This window comes from Apibacter sp., from assembly GCF_025291155.1.
Taxonomy (GTDB): domain Bacteria; phylum Bacteroidota; class Bacteroidia; order Flavobacteriales; family Weeksellaceae; genus Apibacter.
In genome coordinates this window covers 23,149-44,950 of sequence record NZ_JAMBJZ010000002.1, presented here as the reverse complement: position 1 = coordinate 44,950, position 21,802 = coordinate 23,149, and the positions used below count along the sequence as shown (strand labels likewise).

General features: G+C 29.8%; 16 protein-coding genes and 1 tRNA gene. 7 read left to right on the top strand and 10 right to left on the bottom strand.

The genetic code is table 11. The annotated features are described in order from the left end of the window. Window position 1 precedes the first annotated feature (1 nt). The 5 genes from ccoG to M3Z80_RS00590 form a co-directional block, all read right to left on the bottom strand. Entirely contained in the window at window positions 2–1,462 is a 1,461-nt protein-coding gene (gene ccoG, locus M3Z80_RS00610) for a cytochrome c oxidase accessory protein CcoG (RefSeq protein WP_293916520.1), read from the bottom strand. 160 nt (window positions 1,463–1,622) lie between these two features. Next, entirely contained in the window at window positions 1,623–2,630 is a 1,008-nt protein-coding gene (locus tag M3Z80_RS00605) for a cbb3-type cytochrome c oxidase N-terminal domain-containing protein (protein ID WP_293916518.1), read from the bottom strand. A gap of 210 nt (window positions 2,631–2,840) precedes the next feature. Further along, complete coding sequence (ccoN, locus tag M3Z80_RS00600; protein WP_293916516.1) at window positions 2,841–5,066, bottom strand: cytochrome-c oxidase, cbb3-type subunit I; 2,226 nt, start codon at window positions 5,064–5,066, stop codon at window positions 2,841–2,843. Between the two features lie 31 nt (window positions 5,067–5,097). Then, complete coding sequence (gene ccoS, locus M3Z80_RS00595) at window positions 5,098–5,274, bottom strand: cbb3-type cytochrome oxidase assembly protein CcoS (RefSeq protein WP_293916514.1); 177 nt, start codon at window positions 5,272–5,274, stop codon at window positions 5,098–5,100. Between the two features lie 144 nt (window positions 5,275–5,418). After that, window positions 5,419–7,806 carry a heavy metal translocating P-type ATPase gene (locus M3Z80_RS00590; protein ID WP_293916512.1) on the bottom strand — a complete coding sequence of 796 codons (2,388 nt, stop codon included), beginning with the start codon at window positions 7,804–7,806 and terminating at the stop codon, window positions 5,419–5,421. Between the two features lie 86 nt (window positions 7,807–7,892). Here M3Z80_RS00590 and M3Z80_RS00585 point away from each other — a divergent pair, with 86 nt between their 5' ends. Then, a complete protein-coding gene (locus tag M3Z80_RS00585) occupies window positions 7,893–8,606 on the top strand; it encodes a Crp/Fnr family transcriptional regulator (RefSeq protein WP_293916510.1) in 714 nt (237 codons plus the stop codon). Window positions 8,607–8,632: 26 nt separating this feature from the next. Here the strand turns inward: M3Z80_RS00585 and M3Z80_RS00580 are convergent, their stop codons facing one another. The 3 genes from M3Z80_RS00580 to M3Z80_RS00570 all read right to left on the bottom strand — a co-directional run bounded on the left by M3Z80_RS00580 (window position 8,633) and on the right by M3Z80_RS00570 (window position 11,381). Beyond that, window positions 8,633–10,513 carry an ABC-F family ATP-binding cassette domain-containing protein gene (locus tag M3Z80_RS00580; protein ID WP_293916508.1) on the bottom strand — a complete coding sequence of 627 codons (1,881 nt, stop codon included), beginning with the start codon at window positions 10,511–10,513 and terminating at the stop codon, window positions 8,633–8,635. 64 nt (window positions 10,514–10,577) lie between these two features. Continuing rightward, window positions 10,578–10,841, bottom strand: coding sequence for a hypothetical protein (locus tag M3Z80_RS00575; RefSeq protein ID WP_293916506.1), 264 nt, complete (start codon window positions 10,839–10,841; stop codon window positions 10,578–10,580). Window positions 10,842–11,308: 467 nt separating this feature from the next. Then, window positions 11,309–11,381, bottom strand: a tRNA-Phe gene (locus M3Z80_RS00570). 169 nt (window positions 11,382–11,550) lie between these two features. On the opposite strand from M3Z80_RS00570, the gene M3Z80_RS00565 reads away from it, so the two are divergent. From M3Z80_RS00565 to M3Z80_RS00555, 3 genes are all read left to right on the top strand, one after another. Continuing rightward, the gene (locus M3Z80_RS00565; RefSeq protein ID WP_293916504.1) at window positions 11,551–12,819 is read left to right on the top strand and encodes an OmpP1/FadL family transporter; all 1,269 of its coding nucleotides are present in this window, start codon (window positions 11,551–11,553) and stop codon (window positions 12,817–12,819) included. Between the two features lie 34 nt (window positions 12,820–12,853). Further along, complete coding sequence (gene lptC / locus M3Z80_RS00560) at window positions 12,854–13,435, top strand: LPS export ABC transporter periplasmic protein LptC (protein WP_293916502.1); 582 nt, start codon at window positions 12,854–12,856, stop codon at window positions 13,433–13,435. 125 nt (window positions 13,436–13,560) lie between these two features. After that, on the top strand, window positions 13,561–14,829 hold the full coding sequence (locus tag M3Z80_RS00555) for a hypothetical protein (RefSeq protein ID WP_293916500.1): 1,269 nt from the start codon (window positions 13,561–13,563) through the stop codon (window positions 14,827–14,829). 47 nt (window positions 14,830–14,876) lie between these two features. On the opposite strand, the gene M3Z80_RS00550 is transcribed toward M3Z80_RS00555, so the two are convergent. Together M3Z80_RS00550 and M3Z80_RS00545 are read right to left on the bottom strand one after the other, a co-directional pair. Continuing rightward, entirely contained in the window at window positions 14,877–15,536 is a 660-nt protein-coding gene (locus M3Z80_RS00550) for a uracil-DNA glycosylase (RefSeq protein ID WP_293916498.1), read from the bottom strand. A gap of 53 nt (window positions 15,537–15,589) precedes the next feature. Next, entirely contained in the window at window positions 15,590–17,470 is a 1,881-nt protein-coding gene (locus M3Z80_RS00545; protein ID WP_293916496.1) for a RecQ family ATP-dependent DNA helicase, read from the bottom strand. A 221-nt stretch (window positions 17,471–17,691) separates the two neighbouring features. On the opposite strand from M3Z80_RS00545, the gene M3Z80_RS00540 reads away from it, so the two are divergent. The 3 genes from M3Z80_RS00540 to M3Z80_RS00530 all read left to right on the top strand — a co-directional run bounded on the left by M3Z80_RS00540 (window position 17,692) and on the right by M3Z80_RS00530 (window position 21,802). Continuing rightward, window positions 17,692–18,804, top strand: coding sequence for an efflux RND transporter periplasmic adaptor subunit (locus M3Z80_RS00540; protein WP_293916494.1), 1,113 nt, complete (start codon window positions 17,692–17,694; stop codon window positions 18,802–18,804). 350 nt (window positions 18,805–19,154) lie between these two features. Next, window positions 19,155–21,092: a DNA primase gene (gene dnaG / locus M3Z80_RS00535; RefSeq protein ID WP_293916492.1), complete on the top strand. Its 1,938-nt coding sequence runs from the start codon at window positions 19,155–19,157 to the stop codon at window positions 21,090–21,092. 68 nt (window positions 21,093–21,160) lie between these two features. Next, window positions 21,161–21,802, top strand: a complete 642-nt coding sequence (locus M3Z80_RS00530) for a DUF47 domain-containing protein (RefSeq protein ID WP_293916490.1) — start codon at window positions 21,161–21,163, stop codon at window positions 21,800–21,802.

Sequence of the window (21,802 nt, the reverse complement as noted above, 5' to 3'; positions counted from 1 at the left end):
ATTAAAAACGTATTTTAGAAGGGCCTATAAAGTTGGTCTTATATTCATCTATTTTTTTGCCATTTTCATCAAATATACCAATAATAATCTCTTCTTTTGTTTTAATTAGATCAGATTGTGGGATTTTTATTGTTGCGGTACCTTTAAGAGTTTGTTTGGGTTGTATCGTAAATTCTGTACCGTAACCTACTAAAGTGATTATAGCGTGATTTGGCTTTACAATTTTGACATGCAATTTTTTCTTTTCAGTCGTTTTATTAATAAAAATAAATTGATATTCATCGACTATTAACTGCTTTTCAATAGTAAATTGAGTACCAACAATTTTTAAAAATTTGGTTTCAACGTTTGATCTGAAAAAGAGCAATGAAATACAGACAGAAACAAATACAAAAAGAGCGATAGTATAAGCAATTAATCTCGGAGTAAATTTGAAATCGGTTCTTTTTTCAATCATATTTTCCGAAGCATATTTTATCAATCCTGTAGGCATCTTCATTCTAGTCATGACCATATCACAAGCATCGATACAAGCAGTGCAATTAACACATTCCATTTGCATACCGTTTCTTATGTCGATACCTGTAGGACAAACTTCAACACATTGTTTACAATCTATACAATCTCCTTTACCTAAGGCTTTTCTATCTTCATTTTTTTTAAACTTTGATCTTCCGGCAGTACCTTCACCTCTTACAAAGTCGTAAGCAATGTTTATAGTGTCTTTATCTATTAATACCCCTTGAAGTCTACCATAGGGGCATACAAAAGTGCAGGCTTGCTCCCTAAACCAGGCAAATACAAAATAAAATAGAGTTGTGAATATAATATATACAATGAATAAAGTTATGTGTTTAGAAATACCTTCTTTACCTATTTTTATTATCTCATCTGTTCCTAATACATAAGAAAAAAGTATAGCACAAATAGTTAGGGAAGCGATTAGAAATAAGGACCATTTTAAAATTCTTTTTTTTATTTTTTGACCGTTCCATACTTGATTATCTAAACGTATTTGCATATTTCTATCTCCATCTATCAAAAATTCTATTTTTCTGAAAACATGTTCCATAAAAATGGTCTGCGGACAGATCCAGCCACAAAATATTCTTCCGTAAATGACTGTAAAAACAATGATAAAGACAGTTGTAGTAACTAGACCTATCCCAAAAAGATAAAAATCTGATGGTGAAAAATATGCACCGAAAATATAAAATTGTCTATTTAATATATCAAAAAGAAAGATAGGATTTCCATTAATTTTAATGAACGGAAATACAAATAAACTAATAAGAAGAAGAGCACTTACTATATCTCTATATCTTGTAAATTTTCCATGAGGTTTTCTTGCGTATACCCATTTTCTTTCTCCTGAAACTTCTGCAGTAGCAAGGCTTTCTCTGAAATCTTCCTTTTGCTGTTCAAGGTCAGGAGTTTTTCTATCATCCGTTTCCTGAGACATGGTGTTTTATTTTATTTATTGTGTTTAATAGTTAGGTTAGTATAAATATAATTATTATTCATTAAATTACAATCTAAAATAAATAGATAAAATTATATCTTAAAAATAAAAAGCCTGATAGTTTCTTAAGAAACTAAGCAGACTTAATATGATTATTATTTTATTTTCCTGAATCTGATGAGGCTTGTGTAGTAGCTGTTGGAGCTGCTTCATTCGGATTCGGTGCAGTAGCTGGAGCTGTGCCTCCTTTATATGCTTTAGACCAAGGGGCTAAAGTACCTTGAGGCTCTTTAGCTGTATTATCTACAGACTTACCTTTAGCATCTTTTGGTGAATTTTTATTTAATTGATATAGATAGCTTGCTACTTTAACAATATCATTACCTTTTATTTCTCCAGTTGCTCCAAAGGCTCTCATAGTTGGATTGTTTTTACTTCCATTCCATACGGTATAGAATATATTTTTAAACTCGGAATCTTCATTAGCATTATTATATTCTTCCTGAATGTTAATCCAATAATCGTCAGTTTGGTTGGGGCCTGAAAGTCCTTTTGCGCCGTCCCCATGACAAGTTTTACAAAGTTGATCATATATTACCTTTCCATCGGCTACAGCATCAGGATTAAATTGTGCCGTTTCTATGGTAGCTTGAGGGGCAATTTTTTCATATTCAGTAATTTCTGCTAACTGAGTTTTGTATTCTTCTTCATATTCAACATCCGGATGTGCGAAGGTTGTAAATGAATAAGAGAAGAAATATACCACTCCGTATGTGATGGTTACAGCAAATAAGCCGATGTACCATCTGGGGAGTCGATTATCTAACTCTTTTATATTGTCGTATCCATGGTCTATTAACTTGATTTCGCCGCTCTCTTCTGCTTTACTTTGTTTAAATGCATCTCTCCAAACTCTTGTTAGATAAGGCGTTTTTACAAGTTCTAAATAGTCCTTTTTTTCATTTTCTGTAAGCAGTTTGAATTTTTCGGCATCTATAAGTGCATTCAAAGAATTGTTAATAAGTAATAACACAAATGAAATGGCAATGGTAGCCAAAAATATAGGATTTGTGATGAAATCAAAATTTTGCAAGAACATGTAAAATGCTCCGGTAATTAAAAATACCGCTAGTATAGCATTTATGACAAAGGGTGTTCTAGGTTTCATATGATCATTTTGTATTTTATTATTTATTCCTTTTTATCTTTTTCTTCTAATGGTAGATTGCTCATATTTGTATAATAATCTTTTGGCTTATTCATTACCATAAAGGTTACGCCAAGAAAGAATAGGACAAAAAGCAGAAGGGCTAGGCTTTGATAAATTATTGCATTGTCTACTCCTGCGATTATCTTATTATAAAATTTTAGCATTTTTTTAATTATTAGCTGTTTGTGTTTTTTTGATATCAACACCTAATCTTTGTAAATAAGCTATTATTGCAACAATTTCTCTTTTTTCTAAAGGTACAAAATTGGCGCCTTCAGCCTTAGCAGATGTATCAAATCCGGCTTTATAGTCTGGTCTGTCAGTAAATATACTGGTAGCAATTTCTTTAGCTTGTGCTTCCATATTTGCCTGATAATTGTCTATATCTTTTTGCTCATATGGGACATTAAACCAATTTTTCATCAATTCAAGCTTTTCTTTGGTTTTAGATACATCCAGTTTATTATATATTAACCAAGGATAACGAGGCATAATTGAACCGGGAGAAGTTTCTCTAGGATCGAATAGATGGGTAAAATGCCATGAATCCGGGTTTTTTCCTCCTTCTCTATGTAAATCTGGCCCTGTTCTTTTAGATCCCCAAAGGAATGGCCTGTCATATACATATTCTCCTGCCTTTGAATATTCTCCATATCTAACCACTTCATCTCTAAATGGTCTAATCATTTGAGAATGGCAAGCATTACAACCTTCCCGAATATATAAATCTCTACCTTCCAATTCTAAGGGAGTATAAGGTTTTACGCTAGTAATTTGAGGTATATTAGATTTAACAAAAATAGTAGGCAATATTTCTACTGCTCCTCCAACAGCTAATGCAATGATAGCTAATATAGAGAAGAAAAGAGGGGTTCTTTCCAACCAAGAAAAAGTTTTTTCATTGACTCCTTTAGCTGGAGAAATATTTAATGCTGGAGCTTCTGCTTCTTCATTAGCTACAAATTTTCCTTTTCTAACTGTTGCAATAATGTTTATTACTAATAATATAGCTCCTGATAAGTAAAATACTCCACCGATAAATCTGAAAATAAAGAAATATCTTAAAGAAGTAACGGTTTCTAAGAAGTTTTTAGTTACTAGAGTTCCATCTGGATTAAACTGTTTCCACATAAGTCCTTGAGTAAATCCACTCATGTACATAGGGATAACATATAAGATTATTCCCATAGTACCTAACCAAAAATGCCAATTTGCTAATCTTACTGAATATAACTTAGTATTATAAATTCTTGGAATGATATAATAAATTGCTCCAAAAATTATAAACCCGTTCCATCCTAGAGCTCCTAAGTGAACGTGACCTATAACCCAATCTGTAAAGTGGCCTATTTTATTTAATGTTTTGGTAGCTAATAACGGTCCTTCGAAAGTTGCCATACCATAACAGGTTACAGCTACTACAAACATCTTGAGTATTGGATCTTCTCGTACTTTGTCCCATGCTCCTCGTAAGGTTAATAATCCATTAAGCATACCACCCCAAGATGGAGCAATTAACATAATGGAAAATGCAGTTCCTAACATTTGAGCCCAAGCAGGTAAAGATGTATATAATAGGTGGTGTGGACCAGCCCACATATAAACAAATATCAATGACCAAAAGTGTATTATTGACAATTTGTATGAAAATACTGGTCTGTTAGCTGCTTTTGGTAAATAGTAATACATCAACCCTAAAATAGGTGTAGTTAAGAAAAATGCTACAGCATTGTGACCGAACCACCATTGTACCATTGCATCTTGAACTCCTGAATATATGGAATAGCTTTTTGCGTATAAAATATTTGAATCTAAAGGAATAGCAAGGTTATTAAATACCCATAATAAGGTAATACCTCCCCAGGTAGCTATAAAAAACCAAATGGCCACATACATATGGCTTATTCTTCTTTTGGCAATGGTTATAAACATATTTAGCCCGAATAATATCCAAATGATGGCTACCATAATATCTATAGGCCATTCATGTTCTGCATACTCCTTGGAAGTATTTATTCCCATTAAAAAAGTTATTGCTACAGATACGATAATTAATTGCCACCCCCAAAAATGAATCCAGCTTAATAAATCATTAGTTCGGCATTTCAATAGTCGCTGGGTTGCATAATAAAATCCTGTAAAAAATCCGTTACCAACGAATGCATAAATTACGGCACTTGTATGTAGCATTCTCAATCTTCCATACCCCATAAAACCATGAGACCTTGCTAATTCGGCCCCTTCACTACCAAAAAAGAATTCGGGTAGAGTAGGTATGAATAATAATGAGGCTACAGTAAGTCCTACAATGAAACCGACTATACCCCAGAATATGGTTGCATAGGCAAATGCTTTAGTAATTTTATTATCATATGAAAATTTTTGTGTTTCCATTTGTATAGTATGTAGTTACTTTATTATTTTCTTATTTATTATTTTTTTGTTCTTCGTTTATATTATCGTCATTGGAATCGAATAATATTCGCACGGCAGGTGATTCGTCATCGTCAAATTGTCCTTTCTTTATTCCATAGATAAAAAGAACCAAAAATATAATGGCTAACGAAAGGCTGCATAATATCATTAAATATAATATTTCCATACTGACTGAACAAAAATACATTTTATTTAATATGAATGATAATGATTTGTTACATATTTTTACATCGGATGTTTAATTTAGAATATTTCTAAATTAAGGCTAGGTATAGGTACAATAACTTACTTGGGATGTGGTAAATTTATTTCATTTATGGATAAACATTTTGTAACCAATAATTCTGCTTACTAAGGTAGTAAATGTTACAACGGATATGGAACTTAGTGGCATGAGTATAGCAGCAACTAATGGAGAAAGCTTATTTGAAACAGCAAAACTTAATCCGATAATATTATAACAGAAACTAATAACGAAACATAGGGATACTATACCTAATGCTTTTTTTGATAATTTAAGATAGGAAGGTAGATAAGAAAAATTATTTCCATCTAAAATAGCATCTGAAGAAGGGGTAAAGCTATTAATGTCGTCTGATATAGCGATACCTACGTTAGACTGTCTCAAAGCTCCAGCGTCGTTTAGTCCATCACCGAGCATCATCACATGATAGCCTTTTTCTTGTAATTCCCTAATGTAGTCCAATTTGTCTTGAGGAGATTGATTAAATTTTAAAATTGTTTCTGGTGAAAATATTTTTTCTAATCTATATTTTTCGGAATCGTTATCTCCGCTTAATAGAGAAATTTTATAATTGTTAAGAGCGTTTATTGTTTCTTTTAAATCTTTTCTATATTGATTTTTAAAGATATAATGCCCCTTATATATATCGTTAATGGAGATATGAACAGAAGTATCTGAACTTATCTTTTTTTTAGCTCCTACAAAATCGGAAGAACCTATTTTAAAGAACATTCCATTAACATTTCCTTTTATACCTTTTCCGGGAATTTCTTCATACAATTTAACAGGTATAAATTCAGAAGACATCGATATGTATTCATAAAGCGATCTGCTTAGTGGGTGATTGGAATTTTGTAATAAAGCTTTTAAATTTTCTAATTCTTTAGTAGTTAATTCATTACCTGTATAGCTGATTTTACTGGCTTTATTTATAGTGAGTGTTCCTGTTTTATCGAAAACTATATGATTTATTTTTGCTAACTTTTCTACAGTAATGGCATCTTTTACATAAAATTTTTCTTTACCGAAAACCCTCATTATATTCCCTATGGTAAATGGAGCTGAAAGAGCTAAAGCGCAAGGACAGGCAACGATCAATATAGCTGTGATAACTTGGTACATTTGTGAAGGACTTTTTTCAATTAAGTACCAATATAAACCGCTTAAAATTGTGATAATTAGTAGTACAATAACGAAGTATTTACTTATATTATTAGTAATAGATTCAATGGTGGAAGAATCTTTTTTGAACGCTTCATTGTTCCATAAACGAGTGAGGTAGCTTTGGTTAACTTCTTTAATGACTTCTAGCTCAATAGTAGTGCCGGACTGTTTGCCTCCGGCATATATTTTTTCTCCGACCTTCTTTTCAATGAGTTTAGATTCTCCAGTGATGAAACTATTATCTATAAAGCCTTCTCCATGAATTAAAACGGAGTCTGCAGGAATTATTTCTTGATTTCGGATTAGAATACGGTCTCCAATTTTTAAGTTTGAAATAAGAACATTTTCCTGGCTAGTATTAGGACCAATTTTGGTAACTGCAATAGGATAAAAAGATTTATAATCCCGATCGAATGCTAATGATTTATAGGTTCTTTGCTGAAAATATTTTCCTAGAAGCATAAAAAACAGAAGTCCGCAGAGTGAATCAAAATAGCCGTTGCTGATCCCTGTATATGCTTCAAAACAGCTTCGCGAAAATAAGGCGATAATTCCAATAACAATCGGGAAATCAATGTTTAAAACGCCATGCTTTAAAGCACCCCATGCAGATTTATAATAATCTGAAGCACAATAAAAAACTACAGGTAGAGAAAAAAGAAACATAAGAATTCTGAAAAAGTAGCTGTATTGTTGTAACCATAGGTCTTTTTCATTTTCAAGAAATTCAGGAAATGCTAATAACATAATATTTCCAAAAGCAAATCCTGCGATACCGATTTTTATGAGTAGAGTGTGATCAACTTTTTCATGTTTTTTTTCTGTAGTTTCAAAATTAATTACGGGCTTATAACCTAAATCTGTAAGAAAATGAGCCAATTCACTTAATTTATACGATTCATTTCTATAAGCTATTTGAACTGTTTTTGCGGAAAAATTAACCGTAGAATAAATAATTTTTTTGTTGATTCCCTTTATGCTTTCCAATAGCCATATACAAGCACTGCAATGAATTGCCGGTATTTTAAAAGTAATCAGTGTTATTCCGTCTTCCGAATAATCGATAATCTTATTAAAAATTTGAGGAGTGTCTAAAAATTCAAAATAATTTTGACCTTTTTCAGGTTTTATTCCTGCATTTGAATTGAGACTGTAGTAGTTTTCCAGCTTATTTTGATTTAAAATTTCGTACACGGACTTACATCCATTACAACAAAATATTTTATTATCAAAATCAATTTTTATATTATTCTCGATAGTTTGTCCACAATGAAAACAATGCTCACTCATATAAAAAATTCTAGTCCTGGATGTACAAAGTTATATCCTTTTATTTAAAATTAAAGTATTATTTTTGTGCATAATTTGTTAAAAATATGAGTAATATCATGCCTAAAAATTCAGTAGACTTAATTATATCAGAATTAAAAAATAAAGAAATTCTTAGTAAATTTACTAAAGATGAGTGTAATATTCTAGATAAGGAAATGAAGGAGATTCGATATGAAAAAGGTCAGGAAATTATACATGAAGGATATAAGCCTACCGGTATATATGGAATTTTAAGTGGAACCGGGAAAATTTATAAAAGAGGATTTAATGGTAAAGAGCAAATACTTCGTTTCGTCAAAAAAGGAGAAATAGTCGGATACCGATCTTTATTAGGAGGAGAAACCTTCAGTGCCTCTTGTACAGTTATCGATGATATTACCGCTGTTTACATCCCTGAAATTATTTTTCACCGTTTATTAGAAGTGAGTTCAAAAGTTGCCTTTGATGTATTAAAAAAGATTTCTCAGCATTTAGGTGAAGCGGGAAAAACGATTACTCTATTGGCGCAAAACACTGTACGTGAAAGGCTGGCGGTAATTTTACTTTTTTTAGAAAAGAAACTTGATGTTGATCATGAAGGATTTATTAAAATAAACTTAACGCGTGAAGAAATGGCAAATTTGATTGGTACAGCTACAGAAAGTGCCATCCGTTTAATTTCAGAATTCAAAAACGATGAACTTATTGAAGTGGAAGGCAGAAGAATAAAAATTATTAACCATCAAAAACTTTCGCGTTTAGGGCATGTGGTATCGTAAAAACTAATCGTAAAATTACTATAACTCTATGATTTAAGTTCACTAAGTTCCAGCCATCGTGTTTCTTTAGAATCCAATTTCTGTATTAAATTTTCTAATTGTTTACTGATTTCTTGAATTTCTTCGAAACTTAAATTTAAAGAAGATAATTTTTCAGTTAATTTATTTTTTTCTTTTTCCAAGTTAGGAATTTCTTTTTCCAACATTTCTAATTCCTTTTTTTCTTTAAAAGATAATTTAGGAGTTTTGTTAATTTTTGTATTTATATCTTTTATTTCATTTTTAGATGTATCTTTAACAGTTTCAGAATTTTTTTCTTTAGATTTTAAATAATAATGAGTGTAATTTCCTATAAATTGAGATATTTTTCCATTTCCTTCAAAGATCATTAGTTCATCAACTACTTTGTCCATAAAATACCTGTCGTGACTAACAATCAATACGCATCCTTGGTATTCATTTAAAAAACTCTCGAGAACGGTTAGGGTTGGTAAATCCAGATCATTAGTAGGTTCGTCTAGAATTAGAAAATTTGGATTTCTAAATAAGATTGATAATAATTGTAATCTCTTTTTCTCTCCTCCACTCAATTTGGAAATATAGGTATATTGAGTTTCAGGTGTAAAAAGAAACATTTCTAAAAATTGGCTGGCAGTAATTTGTTTTCCATTAGATAAAGGAAAATAATCTGCAATATCTTTCACAAAATCAATTACTCTTTGGTCTTCTTTAAATGAAAGACCTTCTTGTTTGAAATGCCCGATATTTAAGGTTTCGCCCCATTCTATGGTTCCTGAATCAAATTGCTCATGTTTTTCAAGTATTTTTAAAAAAGTTGTTTTACCTACCCCATTTTTTCCTATTATTCCGATTTTCGCTCCTCTAGCAAAGGAATATGAAAAGTTATCTAAAATTACTTTATTTCCAAAATGTTTAGAAACATGCTCCATTTCAATAATTTTTTTCCCAAGTCGAGTCATTTGCATGTCTAATTGAACTTTTGTATCCGATATGCTTTTTTTTGCGATTTCTTCCGTTTTATAAAAGCTTTCAATTCTACTTTTAGATTTGGATGTTCGGGCTTGAGGTTGCCGTCTCATCCATTCTAATTCTTTACGATATAAATTCTTTGCTTTATCCGTTTGGGCTAATTGATTCTCAATTCGTAAGGATTTATTTGTTACATAAGTTTCATAGTCTCCGGAATGTGAATATATGACTCCATCTTCCAATTCAAAGATTCGTGTACAAATTGCGTCAAGAAAGTAACGATCATGAGTAACCAAAATTAGAGTTTTATTTTCCTTGTTAAGAAAGAATTCCAACCATTCAACCATTTCAATATCTAAATGATTGGTAGGTTCGTCAAGTATTAATAAAATATTTCCTTTTTCAAAACTTATATCAATTAAAAATTTGGTAAGTGAAAGTCTTTTTTGCTGGCCTCCGGATAAATTTTTTATTTTTTGTGTAAGAAAATCAATTTTTAATTTAGAAATTATTTCCTGAATAACAGGTTCCACTTTCCATCCATCGTATTGATCCATTTTTTCAATAAGTCTTAATAATTGGGGGTTGGATGGATCGCTCTGCACCATCTTATCGTATTGATGAACAATATCCAAAACAGGATTTGAATGAGAAAATATATATTCTTCAGCAGTTACTTCTCCATCGAAACTTTCCGATTGTTCAAACATAACTACTTTACTGTCTTTATTAAGCAATACTGTTCCAGAATCGGGAACTTCAATCCCAGCTAGGATTTTTAATAAAGTAGTTTTTCCATTTCCGTTTTTGGCAACTAATGCAATTTGATCTCCTTCATTTACATGAAAAGAAACATTCGAAAATAAAGTTCTTATACCATAAGACTTACTAATGTCTTCTACTGAAAGATAATTCATAGATTAAAAATAGAAAAGCAAAAATACGTTTTCTAAATTACTTTATAGATAATTCAATTTTGTTTTAACTGGATGATTTATATAGTATCATATGGCAAACTAATAAAATTGTAAGAAAAATATTAAGGATAATACCTATAGAAGCATCTATATTTTTAAAGTCTTTCATGCGTGCATATATACTCAGTAAAAGGCAGAATAATTCAACTCCAACCATAGTATAATTTAACCAAGTTGGAACAAAACAATATAAATTTCCCAGCAAAAAAGCTATTAGATTTAATATAATTATTCCTGCTAAAAAAACGAAAATGCTTATGTTATTCATAATTAATATAATTTAATGAGAGCTATGCTTTAAAAATATTTATTGTATTTTTTAGCTCTAAGAGTTAAGATTATAATAAATATGATAATCTAATTTTATTCCAAAATTCAATAAAATAAGCAAAAAAATAATTAAATATTATTTAAAATAAAAATGAATGATAAAAGGAATTATGAAAGTGATCTACATTTTATCGAAAAGAAAATAACTGATTTATTTTAAATCTGATAGAATTGGAATTATATTGTAGAATTAAAATTTTCAATTGGCAAACTTGTCAAGAGTTTATAGAGATTTTGTTAATGTCAGAAAAAGAGTTTAAGAATGAACTTGCAAAAAGCTGATTTAATCTTTAAAATGCAATTAAATTTTTTAAAAAATTTACATGAAAATAAAATTGATAAAAATTCGTTAAATAAAAAAATCCATAATCTTTTTCTTAACGAATTGATTATGGATTTATGAAGTGGTACCTCTTGGAATCGAACCAAGGACACAAGGATTTTCAGTCCTTTGCTCTACCAACTGAGCTAAGGTACCTCTCATTTGGGATTGCAAATATAGGACATATTTTTTAATGACAAAATATTTTTCAAAAAAAAATCAATTTTTTATTACTTCTTTATTCTTGCTAAGAATTTTTACTTACAATTATTTTTATAATCGATACATTATTAACATATTTGTATATTGTATAAAAACGCACTGAATGAAAATTAAAATTTTCTCAATATTATCATTTATTATTTTTCTGAATGTAATTTATGCTCAGCAAACTTCTACTTCACCTTATTCTTCATTTGGATTAGGGGAAAGTAAAACTAATTCCGATATCGTGATTTCATCGATGGGAGGTTTAGGTACATCTTATATTTCAGATTTTAATAATGAAGCTAACTTTATTAATCCGGCAGCTAATAGAAATTTAAGGTACACTAGTTACAATATTGTAATTAATACCGATTATACTAATGCAAAGACTTCAAATGTAAGTAGTGATCGATCTACAACTTATTTGGCCAATCTATCCTTAGCTTTTCCAGTTGGTAACAAATCGAGAGTTGGGGTTAACTTACAACCTTATACCAATATAGGGTATGATATAAATATGGAAAATTTAGGGATAGTAAACCAAAGATCCTTATTTAAAGGAAGGGGTGGACTCAATGCATTTAGTGGAATGTATTCCTACAATATATCTGAGGAATTTTCTTTAGGAGCTAAAATTGGTTATGTATGGGGAGATTTGAAAAAAGATCAAGAAATATCTTTACAAAATGCAAATTTAATTTCAGGTATTTTTAATAAACAAGAATACGGTTTCTTCGATTATACGTTAGGGGTTGCTTATCATAAAAAATTAAAAGATAATCATATATTAAAAATCGGAGCGACCTATAATATAGGACATAATATAGATGCAGATGTAAATTATCTTTATTCAACTTATAATTATAACAATAATAATGAAAAAATCACTGTTGATACATTAAATTATGTTAAAGGAACCCATGATGCAAAATTACCATCATCGTATTCGTTCGGGGTTTCTTATGGAAAAGAACATAAATGGTCTTTAGGTGCAGATTTTAAATTTACTGATCAATTTAAATTGAAAATACCGGAAGATAATTTTAATTATAAAAATAAATATCGTGTAGCTGTAGGTGGATGGTATCTTCCAAATATAAATGGTTTTAGATCTTATTTTGAAAAAATTGTTTATCGTTATGGTGTGTATTATGAAAATACAGGGCTTGACGTAAATAATAAAACTATCAACCAATATGCATTAACAGCTGGACTAGGATTACCTTTAGGAAAGAGGGGTAAATATGATCCTTCCATGCTTAATTTAGGAATTGAATTAGGGCAAAGAGGAACTAAATCAAATGGGTTAATTAAGGAAAACTTTGTTAATTTTAAGGTAGGGTTTAATTTTGATGATCTTTGGTTTAGAAAAAGACAATACGATTAGAATTTTTCAAATTTAATATTCCTTTCATCTATTTATGGTACTAAAAATTAAAGATATAAAGAACTGGATATTTCTAATCATTTTTATATTTATTTATGCCTCTTGTTCAGATGAAAAAGGAGAAAATAGAGGGGGGAAAAATACAAATTTTGCTTCAAGAAAAATATATAATGCTACGATAACATTGACTGATTCAATTTATGCAGTTATTAAATTAAGAGCTCCCCTTATGGAGGAATATGAATTTGTTCCAACTCCCTATACTGTTTTTCCTAAAGGGCTGGATCTGGATTTTTATCAAAAAGATAAAGATCCCGGACATTTAAAGGCTGATTATGCTAAAATAATTGAATCTACGGGTTGGTATGAGGCTCGTAAGAATGTAGTGATCATTAACTCGGATAAGGATACCTTAAAAACCAATGAGATATTTTGGAATAAGAAAGAAAGGAAAATTTTTTCTAATGATACAGTAAAAATTTATAGAGCAGACGGAATTACTACCAATATTTCGTTTAATGGAATCGAATCATCTGAGGATTTTAAGAATTTTAAGTTGAAAAAAAATAAAGGTACATTGCCTTATAACGATGATTTAAAAACAAATAGTAAATAATTTTTATTTCAAAAAAAAATAATATAAATGACCTTGATAAATAAAAAAATATGTAATTATTAAATAAAGATGTATATTAGTAACTTGAAAAATTTATATTTTTTAATTAAAATAAGTAAACAACAATGAAAAAAAATTATACTGTTTTTCTTCTACTACTTACGCTTTCAGCATACGCTCAAAGAGGAAAAGTAAAAGAAACATCTGAACAAGATGTTTATTTTAAGCAAGATGGAGAAAATATCTTAGTTTATAGGGGTTCATTGGAGGGAAGTACAAGTAATGGCTATGCATTTGCGTATGGAAAAGATGAAAAAATTAATATAATAAAGACTAAAAAATCGGTAGTCCCAACGTTTACTTCACCAAATGAAGTGGTAATTGTACAAGATGAAGCTGGAAACAGATATTGGAAATTGATTGATGGAACAATCGTAAAAACCGAATTAGAAAGAGAAGTTTCTACTTTGCCGAAAGCAGAGGAAATGCCTGTAATAAATAAAAGAGAAGAAAAGAAACCAGAAAAATTAACTGAAGTAAATGAAGCTTCAACTGTTGTAAATGAGGTTCCGGAAGAAATTGTTGAAGAAAAACAAGAAGTTGTTTCGCCGGAAAAAGAAATAGAAATTCAAATAGAGGAAGCTAATGTAGTTGAAGATAAATCGAAGGAATTTTTATCTGCTCCGGAGGTTAAAATAAATCAAGAACAAAAAAATTCAAATGAAGCTTTCGGATCAGAAGAAATAATAGAGGAAATTTCTAGTCCTGCTCCTCAAATTGAAGAAAAAACGGTAGAAGTAGAACCAATTGTTAGTCCTGCTCCTCAAATTGAAGAAAAAACGATAGAAATAGAACCAATTGTTAGTCCTGCTCCTCAAATTGAGGAAAAAACGGTAAAAGTAGAACCAATTGTTAGTCCTGCTCCTCAAATTGAAGAAAAGACAGTAGAAATAGAACCAATTGTTAATCCTACTCCGCGAACTGAAGAAAAAACGATAGAGATAAAATCAATTGTTCGCCCTGCTCCTCAAATTGAAGAAAAAGCAGTAGAAATGGAACCAATTGTTAATCCTGCTCCGCGAACTGAAGAAAAAACGATAGAGATAGAATCAATTGTCCGACCTGCTCCGCAAATTGAAAGAGATGAAAAAATTGAAGTTTCTATACCTAATGAAGGAAAAGAAGATAATGTAGAAGTGGAAGAGGATAAAAAAATAATTTCAACTATTGGAGAAGATGGAATTGAACAAATACAGGTTATAGGTGAAGAAGTAGGGGATACTTCTGATTTTTTTGAAAAAAATTATGAAGATATGACTAGGAAGGAGAAAAAATTGTACAAGAAAAATGAAAGGAAATTAATGAGAGAATTAGAAAAAGAACTTAAAAAATAATTGAATAAAATATATTTATTCCAATAAAATAAAGAACCTATTCAGCATTACCACTGAATAGGTTTTATTTTTTTTGAAACTAAATATTCATTCGTACGATTAAAAGGTCTTGAGCCGAAAAAACCTCTATGTGCAGATAAAGGAGAAGGATGAACTGATTTTATAATACAATGTTTGTGAGTATCAATTAAATCAATTTTTTGTTGTGCATAGCTTCCCCATAATATAAAAACAACATGCTCTTTTTCTGAAGATATTTTATGAATCACTGAGTCAGTAAAGGTTTCCCATCCTTTTTTTTGATGAGAACCGGCTTGGTGAGCCCGCACAGTAAGAGTTGCGTTTAGCAAAAACACTCCTTGTTTTGCCCATGGAGTTAAATCGCCCGATTTTAATTCTACTCCGGTATCATTCTTTAATTCGGTAATAATATTTCTAAGAGAAGGAGGATAAACAATTCCATCTGGTACAGAAAAACATAATCCCATAGCTTGTCCCTCTCCATGATAAGGATCTTGACCTAACAATACTACTTTAACCCGGTCGAATGGAGTTAATTCAAAAGCTTTAAAAATATTTTTCCCTTTAGGATAACAGGTATGTTCTTTATATTCCTGCTTTACAAAATTTATTAAAGAAGAAAAATAGGGTTTTTCAAATTCCGATTGTAATAAATTTTTCCAGGATGGTTCAATATCTATATTCATACCAGTAAAGGTAAAAAATAAATAAGAGAAATTTTCTAAACTTTTGATGTGAATTAAATAGAATAAGTATTGAAATTTAATGCTTTAATTCTATTCTCTGAAATCAATTCTTGTAAATATTCATGAATTTTTTCAAAAGGTATATTTTGAAATTCTGCATAAATGTCCTCTCTACTTCTAGGCTCTTTTTTTATAAAATTAAGAATCTCTAGTAAGTAAGAATCTCCTTCAATTTTAGATTCACAACAAACATCACACTTATCACAAGACTGGTTTGATTTTTCGTTAAAATATCCCAGAATTAGTCTCATTCTACAATATTTTTTATTTTTTATAAAAAATTCCAGCTCCTTGTATTTTACTAATTTATTCTGTTGGATTGCTTGAAACTTATCCCAATATTTGCCTAAAAATATTTGATCATTTCTCGGTTCAAGAAAAAGAATTTTTTGTTTATTGCCATCTATATAGGAAATATCTCCCGTTTGATTATATTTTACTAGCATAGAATGTAAGTCATGAGTAGGAATTAAAAGACTTTCAGCTAATTTTTTTTCATCAAATTTAATTTGATACGAAAAAACGCCGGTTATTTTTCTTGCTATTTTTTCCAATATAATAGAATCTTTACCATAAAAATTTGTATCTAATCTTTCAATGGGAAAATTTATTTTTAACAGACTTTCCGATGGTTCAAATTTCCACTGGAGTACAGAGCTATTATGAAGAAATTCTAATATAGGGATGATTTTATTTTTGCTTATTTGGGTACGCTGTTGAAATAGATTTAAATCAAAATCAAAAATATTTTCAGGTAATTCATTGGGTACAATGCTAAACATTGAAAATAAATAACGTAAAATTTTGCTGTATTCAGATTTAGAAGAAATAGTTTGGGTTAATGAAGAATAAATATCTGAAAACTCTTGCTCATTCCATAACAAAAAAGTATGTGATAAATGTCCGTCTCTCCCTGCACGTCCTACTTCTTGGTAATAATTTTCTAAAGAATATGGAGGGGAAAGATGAATAATAACACGTACATTTTCCTTATCGATACCCATTCCAAATGCATTAGTTGAAATTAGAACTTTACTGTCACTATCCGTCCATTCCCTTTGTTTTTTTATCTTTTCATAAGCAGGCAAACCTGCATGGAAAAAGTCAACATCAAACCCTTTTCTTTTTAAAGTTTCATATACATTTTTAGTTTCATTTCTTGTTCTGCAATAAATTATTCCTGATCCTTTATAACGATGTAATATTCTTTCAATCTGTCCTAATTTATCATGTATGTTCATGACTTGTAAAGAAAGATTCTCTCTTTTAAATGATTTTTTAAAAACTTGAGCATTAGTTAAGTCTAGCTTTTTTATTATTTCTGAAAGAACCTTGTGCGTTGCAGTGGCTGTTAATGCCATGCATGGAATATGATATCCGATATGTTCCCTAAATTTTTTAATTTGTTGGTAAGACGGACGAAAATCATTTCCCCATTCAGAGATACAATGTGCCTCGTCTACGGCGATAAAGGATATTTCAATGTCTTTACTGATTTCTAAAAATGTTTTATTTAATAGTCTCTCCGGGGAAACATATAGTAATTTTAATTCATTATTTTTTAATTTATTAAATACTGAAATTTGTTGATCAGGAGTTTGTTCGGAAGAAATAAATTCAGCTGGAATCATTTTCTTTTTTAATAAACTAACTTGATCTTTAATGAGAGCAAGTAAGGGAGATATTACAATGCAAGTACCCCGGGCTATAATGGAAGGTATTTGGTAACAAACTGATTTGCCTGCCCCTGTAGGTAGTAGAGCAACCGTGTCGGTAGCTTCTAAAATTGTAAGAATTATTTCTTTTTGAAGAGGCCTGAATTCTTTATATCCCCAATAAGATTCAAGAATTTTATTTGGTAATGAAGGGTCCATTTAAAATAAGGGATGTATTTTCAAACAACAAATATATAAAAGAAAAAATTATCCGAATCTAGATTGCTATAAATGTTTGTTGCTGATATTATGTGAGATAAATAAAAAAAGAATCCTATATTTACAACTAAAATAAGTAAAGTAGAAAAAAACTTAAAAAAGTTATTTTTTACGTAACAAATTTTGAGATTATTATACAAATATAATTGAAATTAGTTATCATGAATAATAAAGTTCTTAAAATAGTTTTATCTATTGCTTTTATTGCACTTTTATTGTATTGTATTTGGTATGTAATAATAACCAATACACGGTCGAATGATAAGTTTGAGACAGAGTCTCCGGTAATTATGACTATTCAGCAAAAAGCTGTGGCAACCGGTAAAATTAACCCAAAAGAAAGGATTGAAATCAAACCTAATATTTCGGGAATCATAAAAGAAATATATATAAAAGAGGGTGATGAAGTAAAAGTAGGACAATTATTGGCTACCATTAAAGTTGTGCCGGTGGTATCTACTGTTAATACAGCTATGCAAAATATTAACTCTGCAGAAATTAAGTTAGCTAATCAAAAAAAAGTTTTCGATCGTCAAAAGCTTTTGTTTGGTCAAGGAGTTATTTCTAAGCAAGATTTCGAAAGCGCAGAAACAGAATATAAAATAGCTAAGCAAAATCTAAATCAAGCTCAAAAAGATTATGATATTGCTAAAACGGGTATAACTTCAGGATTAGAAGATTTAGCCAGTATCCAAGTTCGTTCCACGGCAAATGGACAGGCTTTGGAAGTCCCTGTAGAAGTAGGGGACCAAGTAATTGAAGCTAATACTTTTAATGCAGGAACAACTATTGCAAGTATAGCGGATATTAGTAAGATGATTTTTGAAGGTAAGGTTGATGAATCTGATGCAGGAAAAATGCACGAAGGAATGAAACTTAAAATAATTATCGGTGCTCTTCAAGATAAAGATATAAATGGAAGATTAACTTTTATTTCCCCTCAAGGTAAAGAAGAAAATGGAGCGGTAAAATATAAAATCAAAGCAGATATTATAATTCCTGAAGGTGTTTCTATACGTGCTGGATATAGTGCTAATGCAGAAGTAATTCTTAGTGAAAGAAAAAATATTTTAGCCATTAGAGAAGCTTTAATGCAATTTGACGGAGAAAAACCTTATTTGGAAGTTTTACAGTCTGATGGGAAATTTAAAAAAGTATATGTTAAATTAGGGTTATCTGACGGGATATATGTGCAAGTTAAAGGTATTTCTAAGAACGATAAATTAAAAATTTGGAATACTTCCGATCAAGATAAATCAGAAAGAAAAAAATAGTTATCATATATATAAAAAAAATTGTAAAGCATCTGATTTTTTCTTCAGATGCTTTTTTATTATAAGAAAACTGAATATTAAATAATTCAAAAATAATTTATAACTAAATACTATAAATTTGACTAAAAGAAGATACTACTCCATTGACTTTAATAAAATGAAGTAATAATACTTCTTAAAATGAATATATATCTAAAAACTTTAGATTTAATATTCCTTTTACTATTACCATCAATGTATTAAATATCAATCATAATATAATATTTTTAAAACAAAAGTCAACATAATTTGTAGCATTAGGTAAAGAAACTTATCAGACGATAAATTTAAATTAATGTATTTTTGTATTTATGATTTCCAAAGAGACCATAGATAAGATTTTTTCTACAGCCAGAGTGGAAGAAGTAATTTCCGATTTTATAAATCTTAAAAAATCGGGAAGTAATTATAAAGGTTTGAGCCCATTTGTAGATGAAAAAACTCCATCATTTATGGTTTCCCCATCAAAACAGATTTGGAAAGATTTTTCATCCGGAAAAGGAGGTAATGTGGTTACATTCATCATGGAACAAGAACATTACACGTATCCAGAAGCATTACGTTACCTGGCAAAAAAATATAATATTGAAATTGAGGAGGATAGTAAAGAGCAGACTGAAACTCAAAAAGAAATTCAATTAAATAAAGAAAGCCTATATCAATTATCTGAAGTAGCTAATGAATATTTTCAGAATCAACTTTGGAAAACCGAAGAGGGCAATAATATAGGTATTTCTTATTTTAGAGAAAGAAGTATACGCGATGATATTATTAAGCAATTTCAATTAGGCTATTCCCCTAAGGAATGGGAAGCTTTTACGCAATTCGCATTTAATAAGGGATATAAAAAAGAGATATTAGAACAGTCCGGTTTAACCATATTTAAAGATGTAACAGATAAAGGTTTTGATCGTTTTAGAGAAAGAGTAATTTTTCCCATTCATAGTTTTTCAGGAAGAGTATTAGGTTTTGGAGGAAGAATACTACAAAATAACGTAAAAGCATCTAAATATTTAAATTCGCCTGAAAGTGAAATTTATCATAAGAGTCAGGTTCTATATGGATTATTTCATGCAAAGTCTTTTATCATTAAAGAAGATAATTGTTTTTTAGTAGAAGGCTATATGGATGTGATATCCCTCTATCAAAATGGTATTAAAAATGTAGTAGCGTCTTCAGGTACTTCACTAACTGTCGAACAAATACGACTAATAAAAAGGTTAACTAATAATATAACCATTTTATATGATGGAGATCAAGCTGGAATAAAAGCTTCTTTTAGAAGCATAGACATGATTCTTGAACAAGAGATGAATGTTAAGGTTTTATTATTTCCTGATGGAGAAGACCCGGACAGCTTCGCGAGAAAACATACTGCTGATGAAATAGAACTATTTTTTAAAGAAAACAGTAAAGATTTTATTCGCTTTAAAACCGATATATTACTAGGAGAAACCAATGGAGACCCGATAAAAAAAGCAGGATTAATTAGGGACATTGTTGGAAGTATAGCTTTGATTAAAAATCTAATTCAAAGAGAGATTTATGTAAAAGAATGCTCGCGTATATTAGATATTTCAGAGCAAGTATTATTTAGTGAGTTAGCCCAATTAACCCAACAAAATACTCAAACAGGAGTCAGTAGTAATAAAAGACAGCAAGTTGTATTGCAACCCGTTGATAAATCTCAACAAGAAGAGATAGATTTTACTTATAAAATTGAAGAAGATATTCTAGAATTGCTTCTTTCATACGGAGATCACCAAATAGTAATAAGTTATTTAGAGGAAGAAGAACCTTATACCACAACAGTAATTGAAGAAATAGTTCAGAGGTTTAAAGAAGATGATTTGCAATTGACCATAGATTTTTATAATAAGATTTATTTAGAAATAATCGAAGGTATAGAAAATAATCAATTAAGAACCGGAGAATATTTTGTTAAATCAAAAGAAGATGATATCACTCAATTTGCTGCAGGGAAATTGCTAAAGAAATACTCAATTAGTAACAATTGGGAACTTAAAGAAATTTATGTTCCTACGTTAGAACAAAATTTATCAAAAAATACAAAAGATGTAATTCTTAAATATAAAGCAATAAGAATTTCAGAAATAAATAAAAAATTAGCTAAAGAATTAAGTTCCGGTGAAATATCAGAAGAAAGAAGATTGGAAATATTTAATCAAATTATGACGTTGGATAAACTTCTTAAACAAATACATAGACTTGAAAATCGTGTAATTTAAAAAAAGATATATTGATTAATTTAAAATTCGATATATTTGCTTACATAAAGTAAACTAAAAAGCAAGCTATGGGTATTAGTGCATTTTTTAGATTATTTCAACCGAAAGATAAGGTTTTCTATACTTTATTCGAACAAGTTGTTGATAATCTGGCTGCCATGTCGAAAGATATGGTAGAGGGGATGAAATCACAAGAAACTATAACAGAGGCATTTTATAAGAAAATGGAAGATTATGAACATGCTAATGATAAGTTATCACACAGCATATTTATAGAATTAGGAAAAAATTTCATTACCCCTTTCGATCGAGAGGATATCCATCAATTAACTTCAGCACTTGATGATATTGCAGATATATTATATGCATCATGTAAATATATTATGCTATATAAGTCACCTTATATTCCGGCCTATTTTACTTTTGCAAATCTTATCCATGATTGCGTATTAGAGCTCCAAAAAGCAGTTTATAATCTTAGAAATTTTAAAAAACCTAAAGAAGTTTTAGCTTCTTGTGTGGAAATAAATAGGATTGAAAACGTAGCTGACGATTTTTTCAGTAAGGAAATTGGTGCATTATTTGAAAGTAAAAGAGATGTATTGGATATTATAAAATTGAAGAACGTATTGGAATACTTAGAAGACGTTACAGATAAATGTGAAGACTCAGCTAATATAATAGAATCTATCTTAGTTAAATACTCATAA